Below are 25,666 nucleotides of genomic sequence, written 5' to 3'. Positions count from 1 at the left end.
TTCCGCGAATAATGGGGGGTGTTGACGATATGCCAATGCTTGCGAACGACGCGTTCCGTGACCGATCGCCCGACCAGGTGCGCGTTGTGGTTTTCGGCGCCACCGGTTACATCGGACGGTTCGTGGTGAAAGAGCTGGTGCAGCGTGGCTACAACGTCGTGGCGTTCGCCCGCGAGCGCAGCGGCATTGGCGGTCGCCAGGGGCAAGACAGTGTTATTGCTGATTTCCCCGGCGCTGAGGTTCGCTTCGGCGATGTCACCCAACCGGATTCATTGGCTGCCCAAGCCTTTGATCAACCCACCGATGTGGTGATCAGCTGCTTGGCATCACGAACGGGTGGCCGCAAGGATTCATGGGCCATTGACTACGAAGCCACCCTGAACACCTACGAGCAGGGGCGACAGGCGGGGATGGCTCACTTCGTGTTGCTCTCGGCCATTTGCGTGCAGAAGCCGCTCTTGGAATTTCAGAAAGCGAAACTGGCCTTGGAAGCCAAGTTGCGTGAAGGCGACGACGTCAGTTATTCGATTGTGCGACCCACTGCCTTTTTTAAAAGCCTCGGTGCTCAAGTTGAAAGCTGTCGCAAAGGTGCTCCCTATGTGATGTTTGAAGGAGGAGAGCTCGCCAGTTGCAAACCCATCAGCGAGGCCGATTTGGCTGCTTTCATCGTCGATTGCGTCGCTGATCGTGACAAGGTCAATCAGGTGTTGCCGATCGGGGGACCTGGTGCTGCCTTGAGTGCTCGTCAGCAGGGGGAAATGCTGTTCAAGGCTCTCGGCAAGAAGCCCTGGATGATTTCTCTCCCGATTGCCCTGATGGATGTTCCCGTGGGTGTTCTGGAGTTCCTTTCGCAGCGGTTTCCAGCGCTGCAAGACACTGCCGAGTTTGGCAAGATCGGTCGCTACTACGCCGCTGAGTCCATGTTGGTGTGGGACGAACAGCGCCAGCAATACGACAGTGATGCAACGCCGTCCTATGGCACCGACACCCTGGAGCAGTTCTTTGAGCGTGTTGTGCGCGACGGGATGGAAGGCCAGGATCTCGGTGATGCGGCACTGTTCTGATGACGCCAGTTCCTGGGGGTGATCGGTGATGGCGATGTCGCAATCCACTGGCCTGAAGTCGCGCCGCAGAGTCGGCGTTCTTCTCCACCCGACTGCACTGCCCGGCAGCCCCACCTGTGGAGGTCTTGGCGCTTCGGCGCGTCAGTGGATCCATGCTCTGGCACGGCATGGCATTGGGGTGTGGCAGGTGTTGCCCCTTGCACCTCCGGATGGCACGGGGTCGCCCTACAGCTCTCCATCCAGTTTTGCTCTCAATCCCTGGTTGCTCGATGCGACGGACCTCGTGGACGAGGGATTCCTGTCGCGCGCGGATGAAGCGGCACTGCCAGGTGCTGGCATCGTTCGTCCCCGGCTGGATTTTCAGTTGGCCCTGGAGCGGGCGGGCGGCCTCGGTCGCGGCTTGCGACGGTGCTGGTCGCAGCAAGACCCTGCGCGACATCGAGCCTTCCATCACTGGCGCAACGATCAAGCCCGTTGGCTGGAGGATCATGCGGCCTTCATGGTGCTGCGGGAGCAGCACAACCATCAGCCCTGGTGGCAGTGGGCAGCAGGGTTGGCCCGGCACGATCAGGACGTGTTGCAGGCCTGGAAAGGTGATCATCAGGATGATCTGCTGGAGCAGGAGCTGCTCCAGTGGCACCTCGATCGCCAGTGGCAGCGGCTTCGCTGTCTTGGCGCACAGTTGGGCGTAGAGATCCTCGGTGATCTGCCTTTTTATGTCGCTCGCGACAGCGCCGATGTTTGGAGTCACCGCGATCTGTTTTCGATCGCTGCCGATGGATGCCTCCGTGAACAGAGCGGTGTACCGCCGGATTACTTTTCAGCGACCGGCCAACTCTGGGGGACGCCGGTCTACAGCTGGGGACGTCACCGGCGCACGCGATTCCGTTGGTGGCGTGATCGGCTGAAGCGTCAGTGGGCGCTGGTGGATCAACTACGCCTCGACCATTTTCGTGCCCTGGCCTCCTACTGGTCCGTTCCCGGCAGTGATGACACCGCCATGCGGGGGCGATGGCGACGTTCACCTGGTGCAGAGCTGCTCGGGTTGCTCCGACGTGATGCCGGAGGCCGGTTGCCGCTGGTGGCGGAAGATCTGGGTGTAATCACGCCGGATGTGGAGCGGCTGCGGGATCGGTTTCATCTTCCAGGGATGAAGGTGTTGCAGTTCGCTTTTGATGGGAATCCCAACAACCCCTATCTCCCCGCAAACATTCAAGGGTCTCAGTGGGTCGTCTACCCGGGAACCCATGACAACCCCACCAGTCTGGGTTGGTGGCAGCGGCTGGATGAGGGATCCCGGCAGCGCTTTGCTGCGTGCGTGGATGGTCCAGTCGACGCGCCTGGATGGCAATTACTGGAGCTCGGCATGGCCTCCACCGCTCAGCTTGTGATTGCTCCGCTCCAAGACTTGTTGCATCTGGATGACGCAGCCCGTTTCAACACTCCGGGCACGGTCGGTGGCAACTGGGATTGGCGGCTTGCGTCGTTGGATGAGGCCGTTGATGGAGCGCTTCTGGGTTACGGCTTGCGCGCCGAGGCCTGGGAAAGGCGATAAGTCCCGGCGGCCTCCTGGATGGGCTGTTGGGGACGTCCGTTCCATTGCACCGCACCCTCATCGGGTGCCGGTTCCACGCGTAACTCCAGGGGTGGAAGCAGTTGCAATTTCAGTTCACCGGTCACGCCGCGCAAGTCGCTGGTCTCGCCACCTTCACTGCTGATGATGATGATGGTGCTGGGTTGCAGCAGGTTCAGTTCCAGCAAACCAGGTGCTGGCTGGGTTGCCTCTTGTTTGTCTGGCTGTTGCAGGTTGAGTGCCACTGGCGTGAACGATTTGGTGTTGTTGATGGCCAGTTGCCGTTGCTGCTGGTTCAACGCCAGCAGTGAGACCGTGATCACAACGCCGTACACCACGCTGCCTTGCCAGGTGGTGAAGATGTCGATGCTGCCCAGCGTGAAGCGAGTGCGCCGTTGATCCTTCGGCAGTTGTTGCTGGAAGAAGTGTTTGGGCAGGGCACCGCTCAAACTTTCTGGTTCGAGATCGAGATATTGCTCCAGCCGGTGAAGCATGGCCACCAGGTAGGCCGGCTCGGGGAGGCGATCGGACCAGCCCCTCTCCAAGGCTTCCAGAACTGGGGTCGTGATGCGCACTTCACGGGATAGATCCCGGAGGCTTAAGCCGCGCTGCTCACGGTGCTCCCGCAATCGCCGCCCTGCTTCGAACAGGGGGTCGGCATCAGAGGCGAGGTCGTCTCCCGTTGATTCCTGCGTGCGCTGCTTTCTCCACAACGAGAAGAGTGAACGTTGAATCAGAGCCATGGCTGCTTCGCGCCCCGCCTCATGCGTTGCTGATCAGGCTCCGCCATTCTTGCTCGGGGATCTCTCTCCAGCAGCCCTCTGGTAAGGATCCAAGGGAGAGGCCTCCGATCGCGATCCGCTTCAGATCGGTCACTGGATGTCCCAGTTTGGCTGCAGTTCTGCGGATCTGGCGGTTTCGTCCTTCTCGGAGGGTCACCTCTAGCTTGCTGTTGCCCTGTCGTCTTGAGATCAGGCGCACCAAGGCCGGCAGGGTGCGGGATCCATCCAGTTCGATGCCCTCTCGCCAGCGTTGCAGGCTCCCTTGGCTTGGTGCTCCAGCCACCGTCACCTGATAGGTCTTCTGGTGCTCGTAGCGGGGATGCGTGAGTTTCAAGGTGAGGTCACCATGGTTGCTCAGCAGCAGTGCTCCTCTGCTGTCCGCATCCAGGCGGCCCACCGGGTGCAGTCCCTGCCTGAACGCCAGTGGGATCAGCTCTAAAACGGTGGGCCGACCCTGGGGGTCATGGCAACTGCTGATCACACCCATCGGTTTGTTGAGTAGCAGCACTCTTGGTGCGGTTCCCATCGGCAGGGGCTTGCCATCAATCGTGATTTGATCGCTGGAAGGGTCAGCTTGATCTCCTAGGGATGCCACTTGGCCATTCACGGCTACACGGCCTTGAAGCATCCACTCCTCTGCTCGGCGTCTTGAGCAGAGTCCTGCAGCGGCGATCAGTTTCTGCAATCTCTGTTGCATCAAGCTCGGTCTTGCATCAGCGCACGCCGCGGGGAAGCAGCAGTTCGATGGAGGTACCACCATCAGGGTGATTCCTGGCTTGCACCCTGCCGCCGTGATTGACGGCGATTTGCTGCACGATTGATAGTCCCAGACCACTGCCGCTGCGATTGGAGCGGGCGCGAGACGGGTCGCCGCGATAAAAGCGTTGGAACATGTTGCTGAGATCGCGCTCGCTCAAGCCAGGGCCATGGTCTCGAACGGAGAGCAACCACCACCCTCCGCTCGGGAGGATCTCCACTTCAACACAGTTCCCATCGGGTGAATACCGCAGGGCATTGTCGAGAAGATTGAGCACGGCGCGATGCAGTCGACTCTGATCTCCCAGCAGCGGCCCTGGCTCTTCGGTGTTGAGCATGAGTGACACCTGTCGGTGATCCGCCAGAGGGCGAATGCTGTTCCAAGCCGCATCCACCAGCTGATCCAGGCAGACCGGTGAGTAGCTCCCTTGTTCGTGGGGAAGCACGTTCTCCAGCCGGGACAGCTCCAGTAGATCCTCCACCATCAGCTGCAGGCGTTTCAGTTCCCGTTGCAGACGCTCCACAAGAACACTGTCCTGATCAGATACGGATCCCTCCAGACGGTCACTCACCAGCATCAAAGCGGTGAGAGGTGTCTTTAATTCATGGGCGACATCGCTTACCCATCGCTCCTGTTGCTGCTGCTGCGCCTCCAGGGACTGGCGACTCTGCAGGAGCACCAGCAGCCATTCATCCGAGCCTGGCAGAACAATCGCTTCCAAGGGAGCACCTTGTTGATCCCATTCGCAGCGCTGCGGTCGCTGCTGATGTCGCACGCTGACAATCGCCTCTTCAAGCTGAGGCACGGACAACACGTGGTCGAGTGGTTGTCCGCGCACCAAAAGATTGCTGGAAAACCGCAGTAGGCGTTCGGCCCTTGAATTGAGGTAGCCGATGGTCAAATCCGGTGTGAGGATCAACCATCCCTGGGTGGCGGCGTCAATCCAAGCCAACAATTGGGCTGTGCTGAGCGAATAGCCCGAGATCACCGGTGGCGTTTTGCTGGCGTCCTGTCGTTTCCGATCCTGGCGGGGCCAGCGATGGTGCAGCGCCCAACTTGTTAACACACCGATCGTGATGCCAAGAAAGAGCGATGCGCCTGAGCTCACGGTGATTAGCCGAACCGGTAGCCGAAACCTCGTACGGTTCGGATGTGTTGGGGTGCCGATGGCGTCGATTCAATTTTTTCCCTCAGCCACCGGATGTGAACATCCACTGTTTTGGTGTCGCCCACGTAGTCGACGCCCCAGATGCGCTCGAGCAGCTGGTCGCGACTCCAGACCCGCTTCGGATTGCGCATCAGCAATTCCAGAATCCGGAATTCCTTGGGTGACAGATTCAGATCTTCGCCGTCCCGCGTGATTCGGCATTCCCTGCTGTAAAGGCAGAGGTTGTCGTGTTCGATGGTTTCCTGCTCCTCCCCGGGGCTGGGTTGGATCTGCTGTGATCGGCGCAGCAGGGCACGGCAGCGGGCCACCAACTCACGCAGGCCAAACGGCTTGACCAGGTAGTCATCCGCTCCAACCTCGAGTCCAAGCACACGATCGGTTTCGCTGTCCCTGGCACTCACCACCAGAATCGGCGTGGTGATTCCGCGTTTGCGCAATTCTCTGCAGAGGTCGAGGCCGCCCATACCTGGCAGCATCAGGTCGAGCACTAAGGCATCGATGCCTTCTGCGGCTGTTGTGGTGAGCAGTGTTAAAGCATCGCTGCCGTTTTGACAGGTTGTGACATCGAACCCTTCCGCTCTGAGGGCTTCCTGCACGGTTTCTCTGATGGAGTCATCGTCTTCGACAACCAGCAGTCGAGCTGTGCTGACGGCACTGGCTAGGGCTGCAGACACCGGCAAATTCAGAGTTAATCACATTCTGCCCTGAACCATCTGCCTCGTCATTTGAGCGGAAAATTTGTTGATCAGTGGTAAGTTAAGAAACTAATTGGTTTCGTAATAAGCCGATGGCGCCCCTGTCCCTGTTGCCTGATGTGGACCTGGTGCGCTCTTATCTGCGGGACATCGGCCGTGTGCCGCTGCTGAGCCATCAACAGGAGATCACTCTGGGCCGTCAGGTGCAGGAGCTGATGGATCTGGAAGCGCAGGAAGCGGAATTGAGCGATCAGCGTGGCGGTGACGCTGTGCCTGCGGCCGAGTTGGCCAAGGCAGCGGGATTGAGCCCGGTGCAACTGAAGCGCAAACTGCAGGCGGGCCGGCGTGCCAAGGAGCGGATGGTGGCCGCGAATTTGCGCCTGGTGGTGAGCGTCGCCAAGAAATACACCAAGCGGAACATGGAACTGCTGGATCTGATCCAGGAGGGAACGATTGGTTTGGTGCGGGGAGTGGAGAAGTTCGACCCGACTCGGGGCTACAAGTTCAGCACCTATGCGTACTGGTGGATCCGTCAGGGGATCACGCGCGCGATTGCGGAGAAGAGCCGCACGATCCGGCTACCGATTCACATCACCGAGATGCTGAACAAGCTGAAGAAAGGCCAGCGTGAGTTAAGTCAGGAGCTGGGCCGCACACCATCGGTGACGGAATTGGCGGCGTTTGTGGAACTGCCGGAAGACGACGTGAAGGATCTGATGTGCCGGGCGCGTCAGCCGGTGAGCTTGGAGATGAAGGTGGGCGACGGTGATGACACCGAGCTGCTGGATCTGCTGGCGGGTGAAGGCGAGCTGCCAAGCGAACAGGTGGAGGGTGAGTGCTTGAAGGGCGACCTGCGGGATCTGCTGGGTCAGCTGCCGGAACTGCAGGAGCGTGTGCTGCGGATGCGTTACGGGATGGACGGCGAGGACCCGATGAGCCTCACCGCCATTTCCAAGTCTTTGAAGATGAGTCGCGATCGCACCCGAAAGTTGGAGAGGGAAGGGTTGGAGTTGCTGCGCCGCGGTGATGCTCAGTTGGACGCTTATGTGGTGAGTTGAAGAATCAAATCTTCCCTCCAATCGATGCCGCTTCTTAGAAAAATTCGTCGAAGTTGTCGAAATCGACAGCCTTGAAATTGCCTGTCTCCACCTGGGTCATCAGCCTTTCCAGCTGAACCCAGAGGGCTCCGCCCGTCAATAGTGACAGCAGCATCGCGATTAGGTAGGCCGCACCCGACGCGAAGCCGAACACTTGCAGGGACCCGCCGATGAACAGCGTGATGCCCAACAAGGTTCCCGCGAAGCTGATGGTGGTTTCAGCTGTGCCGAGGGGAAGCATGGCCAGCCGATCACTCTTCCAACCGTCTAACCGGTTCTGTACCAGTTTTGAGAAGGTCAGTCCGCAGAGGATTCCAATGGCTAGCCCAAGGCCTGCCACGAGATAGGGCGGTTGCTGAATCCGCGCGAACTCCAGCAGGATCTCGTCAGCGCTGAGATCACCGAAGGCTCCAGTGAGCATATCGAGCTCGGCCTGGTCGAGATCGACCGGGGCGTAATCCGGAGCAAGCGACATCGAAAACGGTCAGAAATTGCGGATCGCCATTATGGCGATGTCATGCAGCCAGTGGATTCAGGCGCTGCAACATGCCTCCAGCGATTTTTCTAGGGCCAAAGGTTTTCCGGATCAAAGTGCTCAGCTCCTTAAGGTCTGAGATGTTCAGGCGATCGTCCTTGATCAATGTCAGTAACAGTCGCTGTCTGAGATCACCGCCATCACGGCTGAATAGCAGACGTAGACCCGCCCCTGCCACCGGCAGCAAATCGCCACCGCTCGGGAGGCTGGTGTCGTTGCCCACCACCTCAAGCAAGCTTTCCAGTCGTTCCACCCGGAGGCTGCCGGACTCATCAAAGATCACATCGAGAAGCTTCTCGCGCATTTCCCGGGTATCACCCGCCAGCAATCGCTTGGCCACATAGGGATAAGCCACCGCAATGATCCGGAAGTCAGGATCCAGCCTCAAGGCCAAGCCTTCTTGACTGACCACAGCGCGAATGATCAGTGCGAAGCGTGCAGGAACCCTGAAGGGATAGTCGTACATCAACTCGGAGAAGCGGTCAGTAATCGCTTTGAAGTTGAACGAGCCCACTGAATCTCCGAGGCTGCCCCCCAGCACATCCTCCAAAGCCGGAATAATTGGCGTTAAATCGGCGTCGGGTGCGAGGAATCCCAGTTGCTGAAAATCGCGGGCAACGGCCTCGAAATCGCGATTAATCAAATGGACGACCGCGCCCGTGAGGGTGAGACGGTCGTCATCGCTAATCGAATCCATCATTCCGAAATCCACATAGGCCACATGACCCAGCTCGCCAGTGCGACCGCTGAGCGCGAACAGGTTGCCGGGGTGGGGATCGGCGTGGAAGTAGCCGAATTCCAGGAGCTGTTGCAGGCCGCTGATCACTCCTGTTCGAATTAGAGCCGCTGGGTCAAGCCGTTGGGCTTTCAGCTCCTGAGGGTCGCGCAGCTTGGTCCCACTGATCCAGCTGGTGGTCAGCACGCGGCGACTCGAAAGACCATCGTCCACTTCAGGGATGGTGACAGCAGGGTTCTCGGCAAATAGTCGGGAGAAGCGTTTGGCATTGTCCGCTTCGCAGCAGTAGTCAATCTCTTCGAACAGGCTGCGCCCAAATTCGTCGATGATTTCTCCCAAGCCGAACCCCAGATTGAGGGGCAGGAAGGGTGCTGCCAGCACTCCGAGACTGCGGATCAGCACCATGTCGCGCCGCAGGATGAAGACCAGATTGGGGCGCTGAACTTTGACCGCGACCCAGTGCTGATCGCGAACTCGGGCTTTGTAGACCTGGCCAAGACTGGCGGCGGCCACCGGTGAATCCGGAAACTCCTCAAATAGCGCGTCGGCAGGAGCGCCCAGCTCCTCTTCAATGGTTTTGAGAGCAATGGCATGGTTGAACGCCGGCAGATCGTCCTGGAGGCGGGTCAGTTCATCCAGCCAATCCCTGCGGATTAGATCCGGTCGTGTGGAGAGAGCCTGACCGACCTTGATGAAGCAAGGTCCGAGATTGGTGAGGGTGCGCAGCAGGGTTCGTGCCAGATTGCGCTGCACGCGCGGATCACTGCTGTTACCGCGTAGCAGAACACTCAGCACCAACCCCAAAAGGGCCCAAAGAATCTGAATCAGGCGCGGAATGCCGATCCAGGGACGGAGCAGCAGCCAGCGAGCATCGCGGCCGGGGTTGTAACGAAGAGATTCCAAGCGCAGCGGCGCTGTCACAAACCTGATCCTAGAAAGTCTTCACCGCGCTCGTCCCCGTTGTTTTGAGATGACGTCGCTTCTTTCGCTGCTGCGTTCAGTTGGTGGACGGTCGTTGCATTTGCCTGTCCATGGACGAGGTGCTGCCCTGCCTCCGTCCTTGCAGCGACTGTTGCGACAACCGCCGGGTCGTTGGGATCTTCCGGAGCTCCCAGAGATCGGCGGTCCCCTGGAGGCGGAGGGAGCGGTGGCCGCCAGTCAGGCGCGGCTGGCCACTGCGTTGGGTGTGGATCGTTGTTGGTTTGGCGTCAATGGGGCCACGGGGCTGTTGCAGGCTTCTCTGCTGGCGATGGCTCAGCCTGGTGAAGCGGTGTTGTTGCCTCGCAATGTCCACCGCTCCTTGATTGCTGCCTGTGAACTGGGAGGAGTGATGCCGGTGTTTCTACCGGTGCCGTTTCTTGCCGATCGCGGCCATCCAGGTGCCATGTCTGTCGCGGGCCTGCGTCGATCTTTGGACACCTTGCCTGACCCTGGCTGTCGCATCGCCGCTGCGGTGCTGGTGCACCCCACGTATCACGGTTATGCCGCTGACATCAGCGGCTTGCTTGACCTGTTGCATGCGCGGGGACTGCCGGTGCTGGTGGATGAAGCCCATGGCACCCATCTGGCCTTTCCCTCCCGCTCGGCGCTGCCGGCGTCAGCGGTTCACGCTGGTGCAGATCTTGTGGTGCATTCCCTGCACAAGTCAGCCCCCGGCTTGGCACAGACTGCTGTGCTCTGGCAACGCAACGGACGCATCGATCCAGAGCGAGTTCAAGCTGCATTGCAGAGACTTCAGACCACGAGCCCCAGTGCCTTGATGCTGGCGTCCTGTGAAGCCACCCTCGATTGGATGCTGTCGCCGCGCTGGCCGGTGTTGTTGGAGGCACGTCAGTGTGACGCCACCACTCTGGCGACGGTTCTGGCACGGGCCGGTGTGCCACTCCATTCCGGTGATGATCCGCTGCGCTTGATCTTGGCGACTGGCCAGGCGGGGATCAGTGGCTTGGAGGCCGATGACTGGTGCATGCAGCAGGGATTGATTGCCGAATTGCCGGAACCGCTCTGCCTCACCTTTTGTCTTGGCTTCGCCCAGCATCGAGGCCTAGCCAGGCAGTTCAGGCACCTTTGGCGGCGTTTGCTTGACGAGGCGGGCGGTGAGCCCCTGGCCCCGATACCGGCACCGCCCTGCGATCGCGTTTCGGTTCCTGTGCTTCCGCCCGATGAAGCGCTGCGCCGACCCGCCACCCGTTTGCCTGTGGCCCGCTGCATCGGCCGCATTGCGGCTGAACTGATCTGTCCGTATCCCCCCGGCGTGCCCCTGCTGGTGCCAGGAGAGCGGATGGATGCGCAACGCTGTGCCTGGCTGGAACAGCAACACCGGCGGTGGCCTGATCAGGTGCCCGGTATGGTGAAGGTTCTGGCCTGAAGCGCCTTGGGATCTGGCCGGTGATTGCAGACGTCACAACCAGTAAAGGCCCCAGTCAACGTCTGGCTTCGGATCAGAAACGTCTTGTCAGCGGCCTGCTCGTTGGCCTGTTCGGTCTTGTGGTGGTGGGCTTGGGCGGCTGGTGGTTCACCATCGCCCTTGGTGTGATGGTGCATCTCGGCCTTCTGGAGTTTTTCCGGATGGCGCAGTTCAAAGGCATGCGACCTGCCACCAAGACGACCCTGGTGGCCTGCCAGCTGCTGTTGGTCTGCACCCAATGGTCCGTGAATGGTGGTCTTGCCTCCCATCTCGCCGATGCGGTGCTGCCACTGTCCGGAGCTGCTATCTGCGGATGGTTGTTGCTGCAGCCGATCACCGGTTCCATCGCCGACATCGCCGCCTCGATTTTTGGACTGTTCTATTTGGGCTTTCTCCCAAGTCACTGGCTGAAGCTGCGCAACCTCACCGATGTGGATCTCGCACCAACACTCGCCCAACTGCCGGGGTGGTCGGGTGATTGGATCACGCCGGGACTGGCGATCACGTTGATGGCCTGTTTGATGGTGGTGGCCACCGATATCGGGTCCTTCATGATCGGTCGCCGCTTCGGACGTCACCAGCTGTCTCCAGTGTCGCCGGCCAAAACGATGGAGGGGGCCTATGGCGGTTTGGCCTCCTCCGTGCTGTTGGGCGTGGTTGCCGGTGCATCGCTGGGGTGGCCTTATGGGGCACTCTCCGGTGGTTGTCTCGGTGCTCTTGTCGCCTTGTTTGCGCTTGTGGGTGATCTCACTGAATCGATGATGAAACGAGACGCGGGTCTGAAGGATTCCGGTGATGCCTTGCCTGGCCACGGCGGCATTCTCGACCGCATCGACAGTTTCCTGTTCACTCCAGCGGTGGTCTTCTATGGGGTGACCCTCCTGCTTCCGGTTCTTGGCCGAAGCTGAGCCACTCAAGATTCAATCGCTTGAAGGGTTGAACGGTCTCAGGGTTGAAGAGTCTCAAGGTTGAACAATGGCTTGTCCATTGAGCACCAGGTGCCCTCCCTGAAGTCGGGCTGCATGGATCTGAATGTTGGGGTCCATGGGAAGCAAAAGCGACTCTTCGGCATCGCAGTGGTCGACGCGGATGGTCCCCTGGTCTGCGCAGAGTTGGAATCGTTGCATCACTGGATCCTTGCCAGTGATCACATCCGCGGTCAGCACAAGTTGGTCGTTGTCGATGACCAACGAACGCAAGGGCGTCAATCCCATCAGTTGTTCGGCGAGTAGATCCCCAAGCCAGCGCCAGCGATCGCTGGCCAGGGCCTGATTGAGATCTTGGCCAGCCAGCACCACCTCTCCTTTGATCGAGAACGGGGCTTCAAGTTGCACGGGCTGATTGGGCTGGCCCGGCCGGAGCGTCGCCTTCAAGGCACCACATTCGATCTCTGCGCGCATCAGAGGCAGCTGGTCAAAACTCACCTTCCTGGCTTCCAGTGAGACCCCTTGCAGTCGGCCGCGCAGCAGTTCCAGGGCTGAACCCTTCAGAGCCAGGTTGATCACCTCGGCTGAATCGCACTGGCTGCGGATCCAGCGCTGAAGTCCACTGGCAAGGAGTTGGAGAACGGGTCCGGAGCTGGACTGGGGCATAAACGCTTCAGACCTCGAGGCGGAATCGCCGGTGCATCATCCGATGAACTCGCATCATCAGGCGGCGTGCGCGGTCGTTTGGAACCAGTTGAGACAGCGGTCAGCCACCTTGCGGGGCTGGTCAATGTGTGGGAGGTGTCCGCAATCGTCGAATTCCTCAACGCCATCCCTGAGGATCGCTGCTGCGGCCTGTTTCTGCGGTGCTCGCAGAATGCGGTCGTTGGCTCCCCAGATCACATGCAGCGGTTGCTGGGGCAAGGGCGTTCCGCAGCCGGAGAAGCCACCGCTACGGGCAAAAGCAGCGAGGGCGTCCGCCCAGCCCGGGCATTGCAGATGCAGCGAGGCGATCTGTTCCTCGGGAGCGCCCACATCAGCATCAGGGTCAGCGAAGGCCTGTCGGCAAAGACCTTTGCGGACACCGGGTCGCGCCAGGAACCAAGCCCCCAGTCGATCGAGCAGCGGTGGAACCGGCATCGGCCGTCCGGTGAGACCGGCGGGGGCTAGCAACAGTAGCGAGTGAATCCGCTCCGGTTGTCGCCGCGCCATTTCGACGGCCACGGATCCACCCATGGAGGCACCAATCACACCAACTGATTGCGCTGGCATGCGCTCAAGAAGGGCATCCAGGTGGGTGAGAACACTCTCTGGGCCATAACTCGCATTAAGGGGCCGAGGTGAAAAACCAAAGCCGAACAGATCGGGGATGAACAACTGGAACCGTTCGCTCAGTAGCGGTGCTAGACGCCGGTACTCAAGAAAACTGCTGTCGAAACCATGCAGCAATAACAGGGGATCCCCATGGCCGACCACGCTGACCGGGAACGGGTCCTTTATGCCCAGCTCGGGCATCGACCACCACTGAAGGTCGTCAATCAGGGCTTGAGCGCTTGGATCGAGAAGCTCGGGTTTGAGCGTGTCGAGCAGTGATTTCAAGGCAGCACCGGACTGACTTCGGCTGCGCCCACAACTGCTTCCAGCAGCGCGCCAGGTGTGACCGGGAAGGGAAGGTGGTGCAAATCAGAGCCTTCCTTGCAGGCGAACTCACACACCTGCTGCAGATCCTTGAGACTTGCGTTGCCCAGGCCGAGATCATCCAAGCTGACGGGCAGTTCGAGCGCCTGCAACAGTGGCAGGAGTTGTCGATGGGCCTGGGCAGCTAAGCGGTTGCCTCCCAACCGCTCTTCCAGGCGAAGTTGCACGAGGACGCCGAAGCCCACTTTCTCGCCATGCAGAACAGAGTGGCAGGGTTCTAGCTGAGTCAAACCGTTATGCACGGCATGGGCGGCCACCGTGCGGCAACGCGCTCCCCCCAGTCCGCCGATCACTCCCGCGGTGAGTCCGCAGGCTTCCACCACCCGCTGCCAGGCTTCTCCCCCAGGGTGTGCCATCGCATCGAGACTGTCGAGCAACAATTGATCGCGCAACACCCGCGCCATCTGCACAGCCTGCTGAATCACACCATCCCTGCTAGAGCCGCTGCTGACGGACGCTTCGTACCACTTGGCCAAGGCATCGGCGATTCCACTCGCGAGGGTTCGTGCTGGTGCGTGCAGCAGCAGGTCGTGGTCGAACACGAGCAGATCAGGACAGCGGTCGAGAGCTTGATCTCCTTGAAAAGCACCTGAAGGGCTGTAGAGATTGGACAGCGCCGTCCAGCCGGCGCAGGTGGCTGCGCTGAGTGGAACGGTGATGCAGGCCACTCCTTTGCGGTGGGCCAGAAGTTTTCCTGCATCAAGAACTTTGCCGCCGCCTGCAGCAATCACGGCATCACAGCCATGGGTGCTGAACGCAGATTCCAAACGCTGCAGATCGTGCTCGCAGCAGTCGTAATCCAGTGTTTGAGGGGTCACGCTGAGGCTGAGACTGCGTAAGTCTCGGACGAGCTCGTCACGCAGTGACTGGGTGGCAAAACTTCGACCCAGCAGCAACGGACGTTGCGTCAGCGACTGAATTGCCGTAAAAGATTGGTTCCAGGCTCCAGCACCACGGATGACTTGGGCTGGAGCGATGGAGTGGGTCGAGACCCTTCCGTCACGGATGGCTGATTGGATCATCCAGGTCAGAGACCGGCTCCAGCCAATTCGGGCGTCCCGCTGACCGTGCCGGTGAGGTGCTTCACCACCACCTTGCCATCTTCGACATCCACTTGCGCGGAGTCGCCGTCCTTGATGCGACCGGAGAGAACTTCTTCGGCCAAGCTGTCTTCAAGGAGACGCATCACGGCACGACGCAGGGGACGCGCGCCGTAGGCAGGGTTGTAACCCTCCTCGACCAAGCGTTCTTTGAAGGCGTCGGAGACCGTGAGGGTGATGCCCTTCTCCCCGATCCGATTGAACACTTCGCGCAGCATGATCTCGGCGATTTCCTTGACCTCTTCGCGATTCAGTTGCCTGAACACAATGATTTCGTCGAGACGGTTGAGGAATTCGGGACGGAAGTACTGCTTCAGCTCTTCGTTCACCAAGGAGCGGATGCGGTTGTACTGGTTTTCCTCGGCATTTTCTCCGGAAAACTCAAAGCCAAGTCCGCCACCGCCTTTCTCAATCACTTTCGAACCGATATTCGAAGTCATGATGATCAGCGTGTTCTTGAAGTCGACGGTGCGACCTTTGGAGTCGGTCAGGCGCCCATCTTCAAGCAGTTGGAGAAGCAGGTTGAACACGTCAGGGTGGGCTTTTTCGATCTCATCGAAGAGCACCACGGTGTAGGGCCGCCGGCGGACGGCTTCGGTGAGCTGACCACCCTCGTTGAAGCCCACGTAGCCCGGAGGCGAACCGATCAGTTTGCTGACCGTGTGGCGCTCCATGAATTCCGACATGTCCAGTCGGATCATGGCTTCTTCGCTGCCGAAGAAGTAAGCAGCCAGAGCCTTGGTGAGCTCGGTCTTTCCCACACCCGTCGGGCCGGAGAAGATGAAACTGGCGATCGGGCGGTTGGGATTTTTCAGGCCGACGCGGGCACGGCGGATGGCCTTCGAAACAGCTTTGACTGCTTCGTCTTGACCAATCAGACGCTTGTGCAGAGTCTCTTCCATGTTGAGCAGCTTCACCGATTCGCTTTCGGTGAGCTTCTGGACGGGCACTCCTGTCCAAGACGCCACGATCTGTGCAATGTCTTCCTCACTCACCACCGGGGTGGCGGACGTGGAGTCAATGCTGGTTGAAACCACAGAAGTGGCAACCGCGGTCGCCTCTCGAGCCTCAGATGAAATCACTTGGTCGCTCGGAGTACCTTCACGGCTGGTTTGGAGCAGGGTGCGAATTTTTTCCCGCAACTCCACTTCCTTATCGCGCAGTTCACCGGCTTTGGTGAAATCTTGATCGCGAACGGCGTCCTCCTTTTCTTTCTGAACGGAACGGAGCTCCTTATCGACTTCCTTGGCTTCGGGAGGAAGCTTGGAGTTCAGAAGTCGCACCCTGCTGCCCGCCTCATCAATCAAATCAATTGCCTTGTCGGGTAGGAAACGATCAGAGATGTAGCGGTCACCAAGGGTCGCGGCAGCTTCGAGCGCTTCATCCGTAATCCGCAGGCGGTGATGCTGCTCATAGCGCTCGCGCAGGCCACGCAAAATTTCGATGGTGTCTTCGATGGAAGGCTCACCGACGTTGACCGGTTGGAAACGGCGTTCCAGGGCGGCATCTCGTTCGATGTGCTTCCTGTATTCATCCAGCGTTGTGGCGCCGATGCATTGCAGCTCACCGCGTGCCAGGGCCGGCTTGAGGATGTTGGCGGCATCGATGGCACCTTCAGCGGCACCAGCACCGATGAGGGTGTGCACCTCATCGATCACGAGGATCACATTGCCTGCGGCTTTGATCTCCTCCATGATTTTTTTGAGACGTTCTTCGAACTCGCCTCGATACTTGGTGCCTGCCACGAGCAGACCGATATCCAGGGTGAGGACACGCTTGTCTTCGAGAATGTCGGGGATGTCACCTGTTTGAATGCGTTGTGCGAGACCTTCAGCGATGGCGGTTTTACCAACGCCGGGTTCGCCGATCAGCACAGGGTTGTTCTTTGTCCGGCGACCGAGAATCTGAATCACACGGTCGATTTCGTTGTGACGTCCAACAACAGGGTCGAGCTTGGCTTCGCTTGCAAGCTGCGTGAGGTTGTTGCCGAATTCATCGAGCGTTGGGGTCTTGGTGGAGCCCTTGGCGCCGGAGCTACTGCTCCCGCCTGCGCCGACCTCAGCAGTTTCGCCGAGCATTCGAATGACCTGGGTGCGCACCTTGGCCAGGTCGACTCCCAGATTCTCTAAAACACGTGCTGCAACACCTTCACCCTCCCGGATCAGTCCCAGGAGCAAGTGTTCTGTGCCGATGTAGTTGTGGCCCAATTGACGAGCTTCTTCGAGGGAGAGCTCGAGAACCCGTTTGGCCCGTGGTGTGAAGGGGATCTCGACAGCTACAAACCCAGAACCCCGACCGATGATCTTTTCAACCTCGACCCGAGCGTCCTTGAGGTTGACGCCCATGGATTTCAAAACCTTGGCAGCGACGCCGGTTCCTTCGCCGATCAGTCCAAGGAGAATCTGCTCTGTGCCTACGAAGTTGTGACCCAGGCGGCGTGCCTCTTCCTGGGCCAACATGATCACCTTGATGGCCTTCTCGGTAAACCTCTCAAACATCGTCTAGGCCGACAGCTGATGAGCACCAACCTATCAGGGCTGTAGGTCTGTTGTGGTTTCATTGGTCACAACTCACATCCCAGTGCTGCCAGGGGTTGGTTGCTTCAGAAAGTATTAAACAATGCCGAAATGTATCCCTTTATTCAGTTCGATCAGTGCGGGAATCCCTACCCGGTGCTGATTGGTCGCCTTTGCAACAGGGCATCGTCCCCATTGCTGTAATAACCCTTCCTCAGGCCGCAGTTCGCGAAGCCACAGCGGTTGTAGAGCTTCTGCGCCGCCAGGTTGGTTGAAGCCACCTCCAGGGAAGCTGTCTGCGCTCCCCGGCTCTGTCCGAGACGCAACAGTGCGTTCAGCAGGCGCGAACCAATGCCCTGGCGCTGATGGGCTGGGGTGACCGCAACGACCATGATTTGCAGCTCGTCGAGCACAAGCCAGGCTGAGGCCACGGCCACCAAGGTGTTTTGATCAAGAACGGCCCCCAGCACCAGCCGATCGCGGTCGGCGAGCTCGCGTGACCACTGCTCCTGAGTCCAAAAATCATCCAGTGCCTGCTGGTCGAGGCTCAGACAATCCTCGAGATCGCCGCTGCCGAGTTCGCGGATGTCGATCGCGCGCTCACCTGTCATGCCTGCGCTGCTCAGGGGGATGCCTCTTTACATTGCACTTTCGAGCAAGTTCCAGGATCCATGCCCCAGCCTTTTGAATCCGGCTGCGATCAGAACAGTCCGAACCGCAACCTCGCACCGGTCACAGCTGAGCTGGATGATCAGGGCCGTTTGGCGGTGGGTGGTTGCACGCTTAGTGAGCTGGCTGAACGGTACGGAACGCCGCTTTACGTTCTCGATGAATCCAGTATCCGGCAGGCCTGCCAGGCCTATCGCGAGTCACTGAAGCGTCACTACCCAGGGGATTCACTCGCGATCTACGCCTCCAAAGCCAACAGTTCTTTGGCTCTAACGGCTGTTGTGGCGTCAGAGGCGCTTGGTTTGGATGCCGTCTCAGCCGGAGAGCTGATTACAGCGCTGGATGGCGGCATGCCGGCTGATCGGATCGTGTTGCACGGCAACAACAAATCTGTTGAAGAGCTTGCGCTCGCTTACCGCCATGGCGTGATGGTGGTGGCGGACAACCAGCACGATCTGGATCGACTGCAGGAACTTATTCCGGCAGGGCGCGCGCCCGCTCGTTTGATGCTCCGGTTCACCCCGGGGATCGAATGCCACACGCACGAATACATCCGCACTGGACACCTCGATAGCAAATTCGGTTTCGATCCCGATCAACTGGAGCCCGTCCTGCGTCAATTGCAAGGCGCCAGCTGGGCACGGGTGGAGGGCCTGCATGCTCACATCGGATCACAGATTTTCGAGCTCGAGCCCCATCGCGATCTCGCGGCAGTGATGGCCGATGCACTTCGCCTGGCCCGTGATCTGGGCCATCCCGTGCGTGATCTCAATGTTGGTGGAGGCCTTGGCATCCGCTACGTGGCCAGTGATAACCCTCCGTCGATCGATGCTTGGGTCAAGGTGGTGGCGGAAGCTGTTGCCACGGCCTGCCGTGAACGCAACCTCGACCTGCCGCGACTGATGTGCGAGCCAGGACGCTCCCTGGTGGCGCCAGCAGGAGTGACGGTCTACACCGTTGGTTCCCGCAAGGTGGTTCCAGGGGTGCGCACCTATCTCTCCGTCGACGGGGGCATGAGCGACAACCCAAGGCCCATCACCTATCAGTCGCTTTACACCACCTGCCTGGTGGACCGTCCCCTAGCCGCTGCAGAGGAAACCGTGACGCTCGCCGGCAAGCATTGTGAGTCGGGGGACGTGCTGCTTAAGGATCTGGCGTTCCCTGCCTGCAGCAGCGGTGAAGTGTTAGCGGTGTTCGCCACGGGTGCGTACAACGCCTCGATGAGTTCCAACTACAACCGCATCCCCAGACCGGCCGCCGTGCTGGTGCACGATGGTCATGCGGAATTGGTTCAACGCCGCGAGCAGCCGGAGGATTTACTCCGTTACGACCTACTGCCAGAACGCCTGACCTCAGTAGTCTAGGGAGACTTCGGGGTGTGATGGAACGTGTTGGCGTTGTTGCAACTGCGCCTGCTTTTCGACGTTCTCTGCGCCTCGCTTTTCGGATTTTTACTGTTCACGCGTGTCAATGAGCAGCGAACGCTTTGGCTGCTGCGCGGATATTTGTTCCTGGTGGCGTTGGCGTGGTTCGTCAAACGCTTTTTCAATCTTCCGCTCACATCAACACTGATTGATGCGTTGGTGCTCGCTTGCTCCCTTTCCCTGGCCATTTTGTGGCAAGGCGAGCTGCGACGGCTAATGGAGTTGCTCGGCACGGGCCGTCTGGCCGTCTTGCTCGGCAATCCTCAGAGCAAGATGCGCTCGACGGCCAGCACGGTGGCGCAGCTCACCGATGCGGCCGGACGACTGTCCAAAACGCGTCGCGGAGCGCTGATCGTGGTTGATCTCGGCAGCGACCTCAGGCCTGAGGACTTTCTCAATCCCGGCATCACAATCGATGCGCAATTGAGTAGTGAACTACTCCTCAACCTGTTTGCGTCTGACACGCCGCTGCACGATGGAGCGGTGGTGATCAAGGGCAACCGAATCGTCTCGGCGGGGGTGATCCTGCCCCTGTCGCGGCAGGGGATCAGTCGCTATGGCACCCGTCATCTGGCAGCGCTCGGCATCACCGAACGCTTCGACCGCTGCATCTGTGTGGTGATCTCTGAGGAGACCGGAACCCTCTCGTTGGCCAACCAGGGGCGTCTGGAACGACCAATCACCAGCTCACGTCTGCAGGATCTGCTGACGGAACTGATCGCCTCTTCTGTGTCATCGGCGCCGGTGAAATCACCATCTGGTCGTAGCGTGAGCTCTGGCACTCAGGAATCCTTGCCTTGAGCCGTCATCTGGCCGTCAGTACGGAACAACCCACGTCACGGTGCTGTCCGCAAGGACTTGATCCCCTTCGGATTCCAGCCCACGTGGCCGTGATCATGGATGGCAATGGCCGTTGGGCCCAATCCCGAGGTCTTCCGCGCGTGATGGGTCACCGGGCCGGTGTGGAGGCCTTGAAGTCAACGCTCAGGCTCTGCAGCGACTGGGGGGTTGAGGCTCTAACCGCCTATGCCTTCTCCACTGAAAACTGGTCGAGGCCTGGCGATGAGGTGAACTTTCTGATGACGTTGTTCGAAAGCGTGCTGCAGCGTGAGTTGCAGGCTCTGGAACGCGAGCAGGTGCGGATTCGGTTCCTCGGAGACCTCGACGCTCTTCCTGCCAAGCTGCAAGCCTTGATTGCCGATGCCACGGAGCGCACAGCTGGCAACAAGGGAATTCACTTCAACGTTTGCACCAATTACGGCGGCCGTCGTGAGCTGGTGCGTGCCAGTCAGCGACTGGCGGAACGCGTCGCCAACGGTGAGTTGTTGCCGTGTCAAATCGATGAACAGGCCCTGGCGGCTGAGTTGTTCACTGCAGGTGAGCGAGATCCCGATCTGTTGATCCGCACCAGCGGTGAGCGCCGCATCAGTAATTTTCTTCTCTGGCAGCTGGCCTATGCCGAGATTCATGTGACGGACCTGTTCTGGCCTGACTTCGATGCAGAGGCCCTGCGCTCTGCCATTGAGGATTACCAAGGACGTCAGCGTCGATTCGGGGGGGTGCAGGCGGTCGAAACCCACGCTCTGGGATCCTGAAGGCTGCAGCAGCGGTGGCTGGTTCGATGACGGACACGGTGGACCTACGCCATGACTGGAGGCTGGAGGAGATCGAAGCCCTCCTAAAACTCCCCCTGATGGACCTGCTCTGGCGTGCCCAGGGTGTGCATCGCGCTGCCAATCCGGGGTATCGGGTGCAGCTGGCCTCTCTGCTCAGCGTGAAAACCGGTGGCTGCGAGGAGGACTGCGCTTACTGCCCTCAGTCAATGCACCACAGCAGTGATGTGACAGGCCAGCCGGATCTGGAAGTCCAAGCCGTACTCGATCGCGCACGGGCTGCTGCTGATGCCGGAGCCGATCGGTTCTGCATGGGTTGGGCCTGGCGGGAGATCCGTGAGGGGCCGGCATTTGAGTCGATGTTGAAGATGGTGCGCGGTGTGCGGCAACTGGGCTTGGAAGCCTGTGTCACCGCTGGAATGCTCACCGACGACCAGGCTGAACGCCTAGCTGAAGCGGGTCTGACGGCTTACAACCACAATCTCGACACCAGTCCGGAGCACTACGACCAAATCATCACCACCCGCACCTACCAGGAGCGGCTGGAGACGCTCCAACGGGTGCGTCGTGCCGGGGTGACACTCTGCTGCGGAGGCATCATCGGCATGGGCGAATCGCTCAAGGATCGTGCCTCGATGCTGCAGGTGCTGGCCTGCATCGACCCGCATCCCGAGAGCGTGCCGATCAATGGACTGGTGGCGGTGGAGGGAACCCCGCTGGAATCGCTTCCTTCGGTCGATCCATTGGAGCTGGTTCGAATGGTGGCCGTGACACGCATCCTGATGCCCTTTAGCCGTGTGCGTCTCAGCGCCGGCCGTGAACAGTTGAACCGCGAGGCCCAAATTCTCTGCCTTCAGGCCGGGGCGGATTCCATCTTTTACGGCGACACACTCCTCACAACGGGCAATCCAGCTGTGGAGGCCGATCGTGCTCTGCTGGAGGCGGCCGGTGTTCAGGCGCGCTGGCAGGAGACGGCAGCCGCATGACGGCCTCCCAGGAGGCAGCACCGTTTCTGGTGGCTGCGTTCTACGCCTTCACGCCCCTCGATTCGCAGCGGCTGGAGGCGTTGCTAACGGATCTGCCGCTGATGGCACGCCGCGCTGATGTGGTCGGATCGATTCTGATTGCTCCGGAGGGGGTCAATGGCACCATCAGTGGCCCGGATGTCGGGGTGCAGGTCATGCTGGATCGGTTGTATGCCGATCTCTGCCTGGGAGAGGAGCATTTCGAGCGTCTGCAGGTGAAGCGCAGTCGTAGTCCGAAGCAGGTGTTCCGTCGTTTCAAGGCGCGTCGCAAGCGGGAGATCGTCACTCTTGGCGAACCCTGTGCGGATCCTCGTCAAAGCGTTGGCACCTATGTGGAGCCCAGCGATTGGAATGCCCTGGTCGATGATCCCAAGACCCTCGTGATTGACACTCGCAACCGTTACGAGGTGGCGATTGGCAGCTTCACCGGTTCTCTGGATCCGGGGACTGAGAGTTTCCGCGACTTCCCTGATTGGGTGGAAAGCGACCTGCGTCCGCTGGTGGAGCAGACCTCACCGGCACGCATTGCCATGTTTTGCACCGGTGGCATTCGTTGCGAGAAGGCGAGCAGTTTTTTGCAGCAACGGGGTTTTCCTGAGGTCCATCATCTCAAGGGCGGAATCCTCAATTACCTCGAACAGGTGCCGGAGGACCAGAGCCGCTGGCAGGGTGAATGCTTTGTGTTTGATCAACGTGTTGCGGTCAATCATCAGCTCGCGCCTGGTGAGCATCGGCTGTGTCATGCCTGCGGTCTGCCGTTGACGCCTGCTCAACGGCAACTGGAGAGCTACGTGCGTGGTGTTCAGTGTCTTCACTGCCAGGATCGATTTACGGACGCGGATCGCGCGCGTTTTGCCATGCGTCAGCGGCAGTTGGATGAGGCCCGGGGATGACAGCCGCTCCTGTGCTTTACAGCTTTCGGCGTTGTCCCTATGCCATGCGCGCCCGCTGGTCGCTGCTGCAGGCCGGCATCATTGTGCAATGGCGGGAAGTGGCGCTCAAGGCCAAGCCAGCTCAGATGCTCGCCCTCTCTCCTAAGGGAACCGTTCCGGTGCTGGCGCTCGCCGATGGCACCGTCATCGACGAAAGTCTTGGGGTGATGGAGTGGGCTTTCGCTCAGGCCGATCCATGTGATTGGCGTCGCCGGAACTGCGTCGAGGATCAACGCCAGATCCAGGAGCTGATCGGCTTGAACGATGGCGCGTTTAAGCACCATCTCGATCGTTTTAAATACACCGACCGCTACTCGGGCGAATCCAAGCAGGAGCACTGTCAAGCGGGTCTCGCCATTCTTCGCGGCTGGTCTGATCGGATTCAAGCCCGTGGTGGCTGGTTGCTCGATGCTCGTTGTTCGCTGGCGGATGCGGCGCTTTGGCCCTTTGTGCGTCAATGGCGGATTGCGGATCCTGATGCCTTTGATGGCGATGCGTCGTTGGATCCGTTGCGCCAGTGGTTGGAGCGCATCCTCGCGGATCCGCTTTTTGAGCGTTTGATGCAGCGTGCTGATCCCTGGGATCCGGGAGGCCTTCAGCCGCATTTCCCCGCTGATGCCGTTGCGGTTCCGACCGATCAGCCCTTGTTCCATTTGGCACTCGCCGAGGACTGGCAAGCAGCTCAGCGGTCGGGGGTCTACGCGATCTCAACCCGAGGACTAGCCGTCGACCAAGTGGGATTCATGCATCTCTCCTGGCAGGAGCAGGTGGCGGCCACCTATGAACGGTTTTATGCCGATGCTGGATCGGTGATGCTGCTCACCATTGATCCGAATGCGCTTGCGGCACCTTTGCGCGCTGATGCCATTCCCAGCGGTGAACTGTTTCCCCATCTCTATGGCCCTCTACCGCTGACAGCGGTGACTGCTGCGTGTCCCTACCCCGCCACCGAACGCTGATGTTGGATCAATTGGAGAAGGAAGCGCGTGAGCGCGACCTGCTGCTACGACTCCAAGTCGGACGCCCGCTGGGTCTGTGGAGCCTGCGACTGGTGGTGGCCCGATCACTGCCTCAGAGCTTGCAATTGCTAGGGGAGATGAAGGCCTGGGCTTACAGCGGTGCCAATGGTTTGCAGCTCGACACCATGCGGGTGCTTCCGGGAGCACCTGCGGGTTGTGGTGATCTGATCTGGGCCGCAACGATGGCTTGGGCCTTAGAGGTCACGCCTTGCCGCAGGGCCAGGCTGCTGGCCATACGCGATGACGAGCGCCAGCATCGTCGTCTGGTGCGGTATTTCCAACAACGCGGTTTCGAGCCCGTCCGTGATGTGCAGGCTGCGCTCTGGGATCTGCCCCTGCGCATGGTCTGGGGCGGTGCTGGCGCTCTCATGGTCGGCAGTTGTGAACGGGTGCAGACGCGGGCTCTGGATCGCTGGCGTCAGCTCGCTGCGTGATAGCTGCTGCGCACCAGCGGTCCGCTGCGCACCACCGCAAAGCCCAGCTCCCGGGCGATGGCCCCTAGCTCGTCAAATTCGTCGGGATGCCAGTAACGATCGACGGGCAAATGGGCTAGGGATGGACGCAGGTATTGGCCGAGCGTCACGCGTTGGCAGTCCACGGCCCTGAGATCGCGCATCGTCGCGATCACTTCATCGCGCGTCTCCCCGAGACCCAGCATGAGCCCGCTTTTGGTCGGGATGTGGGGTGCCAAGGCGCGTGACGCTGCCAGCAGAGCGAGCGAGCGCGCGTAGGTGGCCCCGCGGCGCACGATCCCCTGGAGACGCTGCACGGTCTCCAGGTTGTGGTTAAAACACACCGGCTCAGCCTTCAGCACGGTCTCCAAGCGCTGCCGCTGGGCGGAGACGGCTGCCGCATGATCGGCATGTCCCCCCCAGAAATCGGGTGTCAGCACCTCGATGGCGATCAGTGGGTTGCGTTCCCGAATCGCTGCCATGGCGGAGGTGAACAGCGACGCGCCATGGTCGTCAAGATCATCGCGAGCTACGGCGGTGAGCACCACGTAGCGCAGGTTCATGGCGATGACAGCATCAGCGACGCGCTTCGGTTCGTGCGTGTTGATGGGCTCCGGAGCTTGGCCTTTGTCCACCTGGCAGAACGCGCAGCTGCGGGTGCAGATCGCCCCCCCAAGCAAAAACGTGGCTGTGCCTGCTGCGTAACACTCGCCCCGGTTCGGACAGCGGCCTTCCTCGCAAATGGTGTGCAAGCCATTGCGCTTCACCAGCTGTTGTACCCGTTCCATTGCTGAGGCATCGCCCAGCGGGCGGCGCAGCCATTCCGGCAGGCGTTCCTTGGGTGGGATAGCGGAGTACTGGCTCATTCCACAACCCGTCGTCCTTCCAGGGCCCGGCTGAGGGTGACGTCGTCGGCGTATTCCAGCTCGCTTCCCACCGGTAAGCCGTAAGCGATCCGGCTAACCCGTGTGAAAGGCTTCAGCAGCCGGGCGACATACAGGCTGGTGGTGTCGCCTTCGACGCTGGGGGTCAGGGCCAGAATGACTTCTTCGATGTTGTCGTCGGCAACCCGTTTCACCAGGCTGCTGATCTGGAGAAGATCCGGTCCGATGCCATCCATCGGTGAGATCAGGCCACCCAGTACGTGATAGCGCCCACTGAATTCTCGGGTGCGTTCCAGGGCGAGCAGATCGCGAGAATCGGCTACCACGCAAATCTGACCATTGGAGCGTTCGGGGTTTCGGCAGATCTCGCAGGTGGGGTCGGCGCTGAGATGAAAACAGGTCTGGCATTGGCCCACCTGGGTCCGTGCTGTCAGGAGTGCGTCCGCAAAGCTGCGGATTTGTTCTTCCGGCTGCCGCAGCAGATGCAGGGCCAGTCGTTGGGCGGTGCGGGGACCGATCCCCGGCAATCGCTCGAACTGATCAATCAGCCGAGCCAGGGGTCGGGTGAAGCCGCTCAGAGCTCTTTGGCAGGTG

General features: G+C 60.1%; 25 protein-coding genes. 12 read left to right on the top strand and 13 right to left on the bottom strand.

The genetic code is table 11. The features are described 5' to 3' along the window. The first annotated feature begins 35 nt into the window (after window positions 1–35). Window positions 36–1,064, top strand: a complete 1,029-nt coding sequence (locus SynA1560_RS09910) for an NAD(P)-dependent oxidoreductase (protein ID WP_370523147.1) — start codon at window positions 36–38, stop codon at window positions 1,062–1,064. A 34-nt stretch (window positions 1,065–1,098) separates the two neighbouring features. Beyond that, on the top strand, window positions 1,099–2,619 hold the full coding sequence (malQ, locus tag SynA1560_RS09905) for a 4-alpha-glucanotransferase (protein ID WP_186500407.1): 1,521 nt from the start codon (window positions 1,099–1,101) through the stop codon (window positions 2,617–2,619). Here malQ and SynA1560_RS09900 read toward each other — a convergent pair. From SynA1560_RS09900 to SynA1560_RS09885, 4 genes are read right to left on the bottom strand one after another with little or no spacing between them, the layout of a single operon-like run. Next, on the bottom strand, window positions 2,583–3,380 hold the full coding sequence (locus SynA1560_RS09900; RefSeq protein ID WP_186500406.1) for a RodZ family helix-turn-helix domain-containing protein: 798 nt from the start codon (window positions 3,378–3,380) through the stop codon (window positions 2,583–2,585). The genes malQ and SynA1560_RS09900 overlap by 37 nt on opposite strands. Window positions 3,381–3,399: 19 nt before the next feature. Next, the gene (locus tag SynA1560_RS09895) at window positions 3,400–4,119 is read right to left on the bottom strand and encodes a pseudouridine synthase (RefSeq protein ID WP_186469119.1); all 720 of its coding nucleotides are present in this window, start codon (window positions 4,117–4,119) and stop codon (window positions 3,400–3,402) included. Between the two features lie 13 nt (window positions 4,120–4,132). Beyond that, the gene (locus SynA1560_RS09890) at window positions 4,133–5,290 is read right to left on the bottom strand and encodes a sensor histidine kinase (RefSeq protein WP_370523238.1); all 1,158 of its coding nucleotides are present in this window, start codon (window positions 5,288–5,290) and stop codon (window positions 4,133–4,135) included. Continuing rightward, window positions 5,290–6,018 (bottom strand): response regulator transcription factor, encoded by a 729-nt coding sequence (locus tag SynA1560_RS09885; RefSeq protein WP_186469117.1) that lies wholly within the window; start codon window positions 6,016–6,018, stop codon window positions 5,290–5,292. Before SynA1560_RS09885 ends, SynA1560_RS09890 begins: the two co-directional genes overlap by 1 nt. A gap of 113 nt (window positions 6,019–6,131) precedes the next feature. Between SynA1560_RS09885 and SynA1560_RS09880 the strand changes: the two genes are divergently transcribed. Next, complete coding sequence (locus tag SynA1560_RS09880; RefSeq protein WP_186469116.1) at window positions 6,132–7,097, top strand: RpoD/SigA family RNA polymerase sigma factor; 966 nt, start codon at window positions 6,132–6,134, stop codon at window positions 7,095–7,097. Between the two features lie 34 nt (window positions 7,098–7,131). On the opposite strand, the gene SynA1560_RS09875 is transcribed toward SynA1560_RS09880, so the two are convergent. Together SynA1560_RS09875 and SynA1560_RS09870 are read right to left on the bottom strand one after the other, a co-directional pair. Continuing rightward, on the bottom strand, window positions 7,132–7,611 hold the full coding sequence (locus tag SynA1560_RS09875; protein ID WP_186469115.1) for a hypothetical protein: 480 nt from the start codon (window positions 7,609–7,611) through the stop codon (window positions 7,132–7,134). A 40-nt stretch (window positions 7,612–7,651) separates the two neighbouring features. Then, window positions 7,652–9,328 (bottom strand): AarF/ABC1/UbiB kinase family protein, encoded by a 1,677-nt coding sequence (locus SynA1560_RS09870; protein WP_255476920.1) that lies wholly within the window; start codon window positions 9,326–9,328, stop codon window positions 7,652–7,654. A 49-nt stretch (window positions 9,329–9,377) separates the two neighbouring features. On the opposite strand from SynA1560_RS09870, the gene SynA1560_RS09865 reads away from it, so the two are divergent. Beyond that, on the top strand, window positions 9,378–10,775 hold the full coding sequence (locus SynA1560_RS09865) for an aminotransferase class I/II-fold pyridoxal phosphate-dependent enzyme (protein ID WP_186500404.1): 1,398 nt from the start codon (window positions 9,378–9,380) through the stop codon (window positions 10,773–10,775). A gap of 20 nt (window positions 10,776–10,795) precedes the next feature. Next, complete coding sequence (locus SynA1560_RS09860) at window positions 10,796–11,722, top strand: phosphatidate cytidylyltransferase (RefSeq protein WP_186500403.1); 927 nt, start codon at window positions 10,796–10,798, stop codon at window positions 11,720–11,722. Window positions 11,723–11,776: 54 nt separating this feature from the next. Here the strand turns inward: SynA1560_RS09860 and SynA1560_RS09855 are convergent, their stop codons facing one another. The 5 genes from SynA1560_RS09855 to rimI form a co-directional block, all read right to left on the bottom strand. Continuing rightward, window positions 11,777–12,406, bottom strand: coding sequence for a DUF2993 domain-containing protein (locus SynA1560_RS09855; protein WP_186500402.1), 630 nt, complete (start codon window positions 12,404–12,406; stop codon window positions 11,777–11,779). A 57-nt stretch (window positions 12,407–12,463) separates the two neighbouring features. Continuing rightward, window positions 12,464–13,339 carry an alpha/beta fold hydrolase gene (locus tag SynA1560_RS09850; RefSeq protein ID WP_186500401.1) on the bottom strand — a complete coding sequence of 292 codons (876 nt, stop codon included), beginning with the start codon at window positions 13,337–13,339 and terminating at the stop codon, window positions 12,464–12,466. Continuing rightward, entirely contained in the window at window positions 13,336–14,460 is a 1,125-nt protein-coding gene (locus SynA1560_RS09845) for an iron-containing alcohol dehydrogenase family protein (RefSeq protein WP_186469109.1), read from the bottom strand. The genes SynA1560_RS09850 and SynA1560_RS09845 overlap by 4 nt, the downstream gene beginning before the upstream one ends. Window positions 14,461–14,465: 5 nt before the next feature. Then, window positions 14,466–17,036 (bottom strand): ATP-dependent Clp protease ATP-binding subunit, encoded by a 2,571-nt coding sequence (locus tag SynA1560_RS09840; RefSeq protein WP_186500400.1) that lies wholly within the window; start codon window positions 17,034–17,036, stop codon window positions 14,466–14,468. 167 nt (window positions 17,037–17,203) lie between these two features. Further along, window positions 17,204–17,665 (bottom strand): ribosomal protein S18-alanine N-acetyltransferase, encoded by a 462-nt coding sequence (gene rimI, locus SynA1560_RS09835; RefSeq protein ID WP_186500399.1) that lies wholly within the window; start codon window positions 17,663–17,665, stop codon window positions 17,204–17,206. Between the two features lie 60 nt (window positions 17,666–17,725). Between rimI and lysA the strand changes: the two genes are divergently transcribed. From lysA to SynA1560_RS09800, 7 genes are read left to right on the top strand one after another with little or no spacing between them, the layout of a single operon-like run. Beyond that, window positions 17,726–19,087, top strand: a complete 1,362-nt coding sequence (gene lysA, locus SynA1560_RS09830; protein ID WP_186500398.1) for a diaminopimelate decarboxylase — start codon at window positions 17,726–17,728, stop codon at window positions 19,085–19,087. A 27-nt stretch (window positions 19,088–19,114) separates the two neighbouring features. Then, the gene (gene cdaA / locus SynA1560_RS09825; RefSeq protein ID WP_186469105.1) at window positions 19,115–19,948 is read left to right on the top strand and encodes a diadenylate cyclase CdaA; all 834 of its coding nucleotides are present in this window, start codon (window positions 19,115–19,117) and stop codon (window positions 19,946–19,948) included. Then, entirely contained in the window at window positions 19,945–20,742 is a 798-nt protein-coding gene (locus SynA1560_RS09820) for an isoprenyl transferase (protein WP_186469104.1), read from the top strand. The genes cdaA and SynA1560_RS09820 overlap by 4 nt, the downstream gene beginning before the upstream one ends. A gap of 26 nt (window positions 20,743–20,768) precedes the next feature. Beyond that, on the top strand, window positions 20,769–21,746 hold the full coding sequence (gene bioB, locus SynA1560_RS09815) for a biotin synthase BioB (RefSeq protein WP_186469103.1): 978 nt from the start codon (window positions 20,769–20,771) through the stop codon (window positions 21,744–21,746). Next, window positions 21,743–22,678 carry a rhodanese-related sulfurtransferase gene (locus tag SynA1560_RS09810; RefSeq protein ID WP_186469102.1) on the top strand — a complete coding sequence of 312 codons (936 nt, stop codon included), beginning with the start codon at window positions 21,743–21,745 and terminating at the stop codon, window positions 22,676–22,678. The genes bioB and SynA1560_RS09810 overlap by 4 nt, the downstream gene beginning before the upstream one ends. Next, entirely contained in the window at window positions 22,675–23,676 is a 1,002-nt protein-coding gene (locus SynA1560_RS09805; protein ID WP_186500397.1) for a DUF952 domain-containing protein, read from the top strand. The genes SynA1560_RS09810 and SynA1560_RS09805 overlap by 4 nt, the downstream gene beginning before the upstream one ends. Further along, window positions 23,676–24,170, top strand: coding sequence for a hypothetical protein (locus tag SynA1560_RS09800; RefSeq protein ID WP_186471158.1), 495 nt, complete (start codon window positions 23,676–23,678; stop codon window positions 24,168–24,170). The genes SynA1560_RS09805 and SynA1560_RS09800 overlap by 1 nt, the downstream gene beginning before the upstream one ends. Here SynA1560_RS09800 and lipA read toward each other — a convergent pair. Together lipA and recR are read right to left on the bottom strand one after the other, a co-directional pair. After that, complete coding sequence (gene lipA, locus SynA1560_RS09795) at window positions 24,155–25,054, bottom strand: lipoyl synthase (RefSeq protein ID WP_186500396.1); 900 nt, start codon at window positions 25,052–25,054, stop codon at window positions 24,155–24,157. The genes SynA1560_RS09800 and lipA overlap by 16 nt on opposite strands. Continuing rightward, the gene (gene recR, locus SynA1560_RS09790; RefSeq protein WP_304623168.1) at window positions 25,051–25,620 is read right to left on the bottom strand and encodes a recombination mediator RecR; all 570 of its coding nucleotides are present in this window, start codon (window positions 25,618–25,620) and stop codon (window positions 25,051–25,053) included. Before recR ends, lipA begins: the two co-directional genes overlap by 4 nt. Window positions 25,621–25,666: the final 46 nt, after the last annotated feature.

The sequence above is a fragment of the Synechococcus sp. A15-60 genome (assembly GCF_014280095.1).
Taxonomy (GTDB): domain Bacteria; phylum Cyanobacteriota; class Cyanobacteriia; order PCC-6307; family Cyanobiaceae; genus Synechococcus_C.
This window is presented reverse-complemented; position numbering and strand designations above follow the sequence as displayed.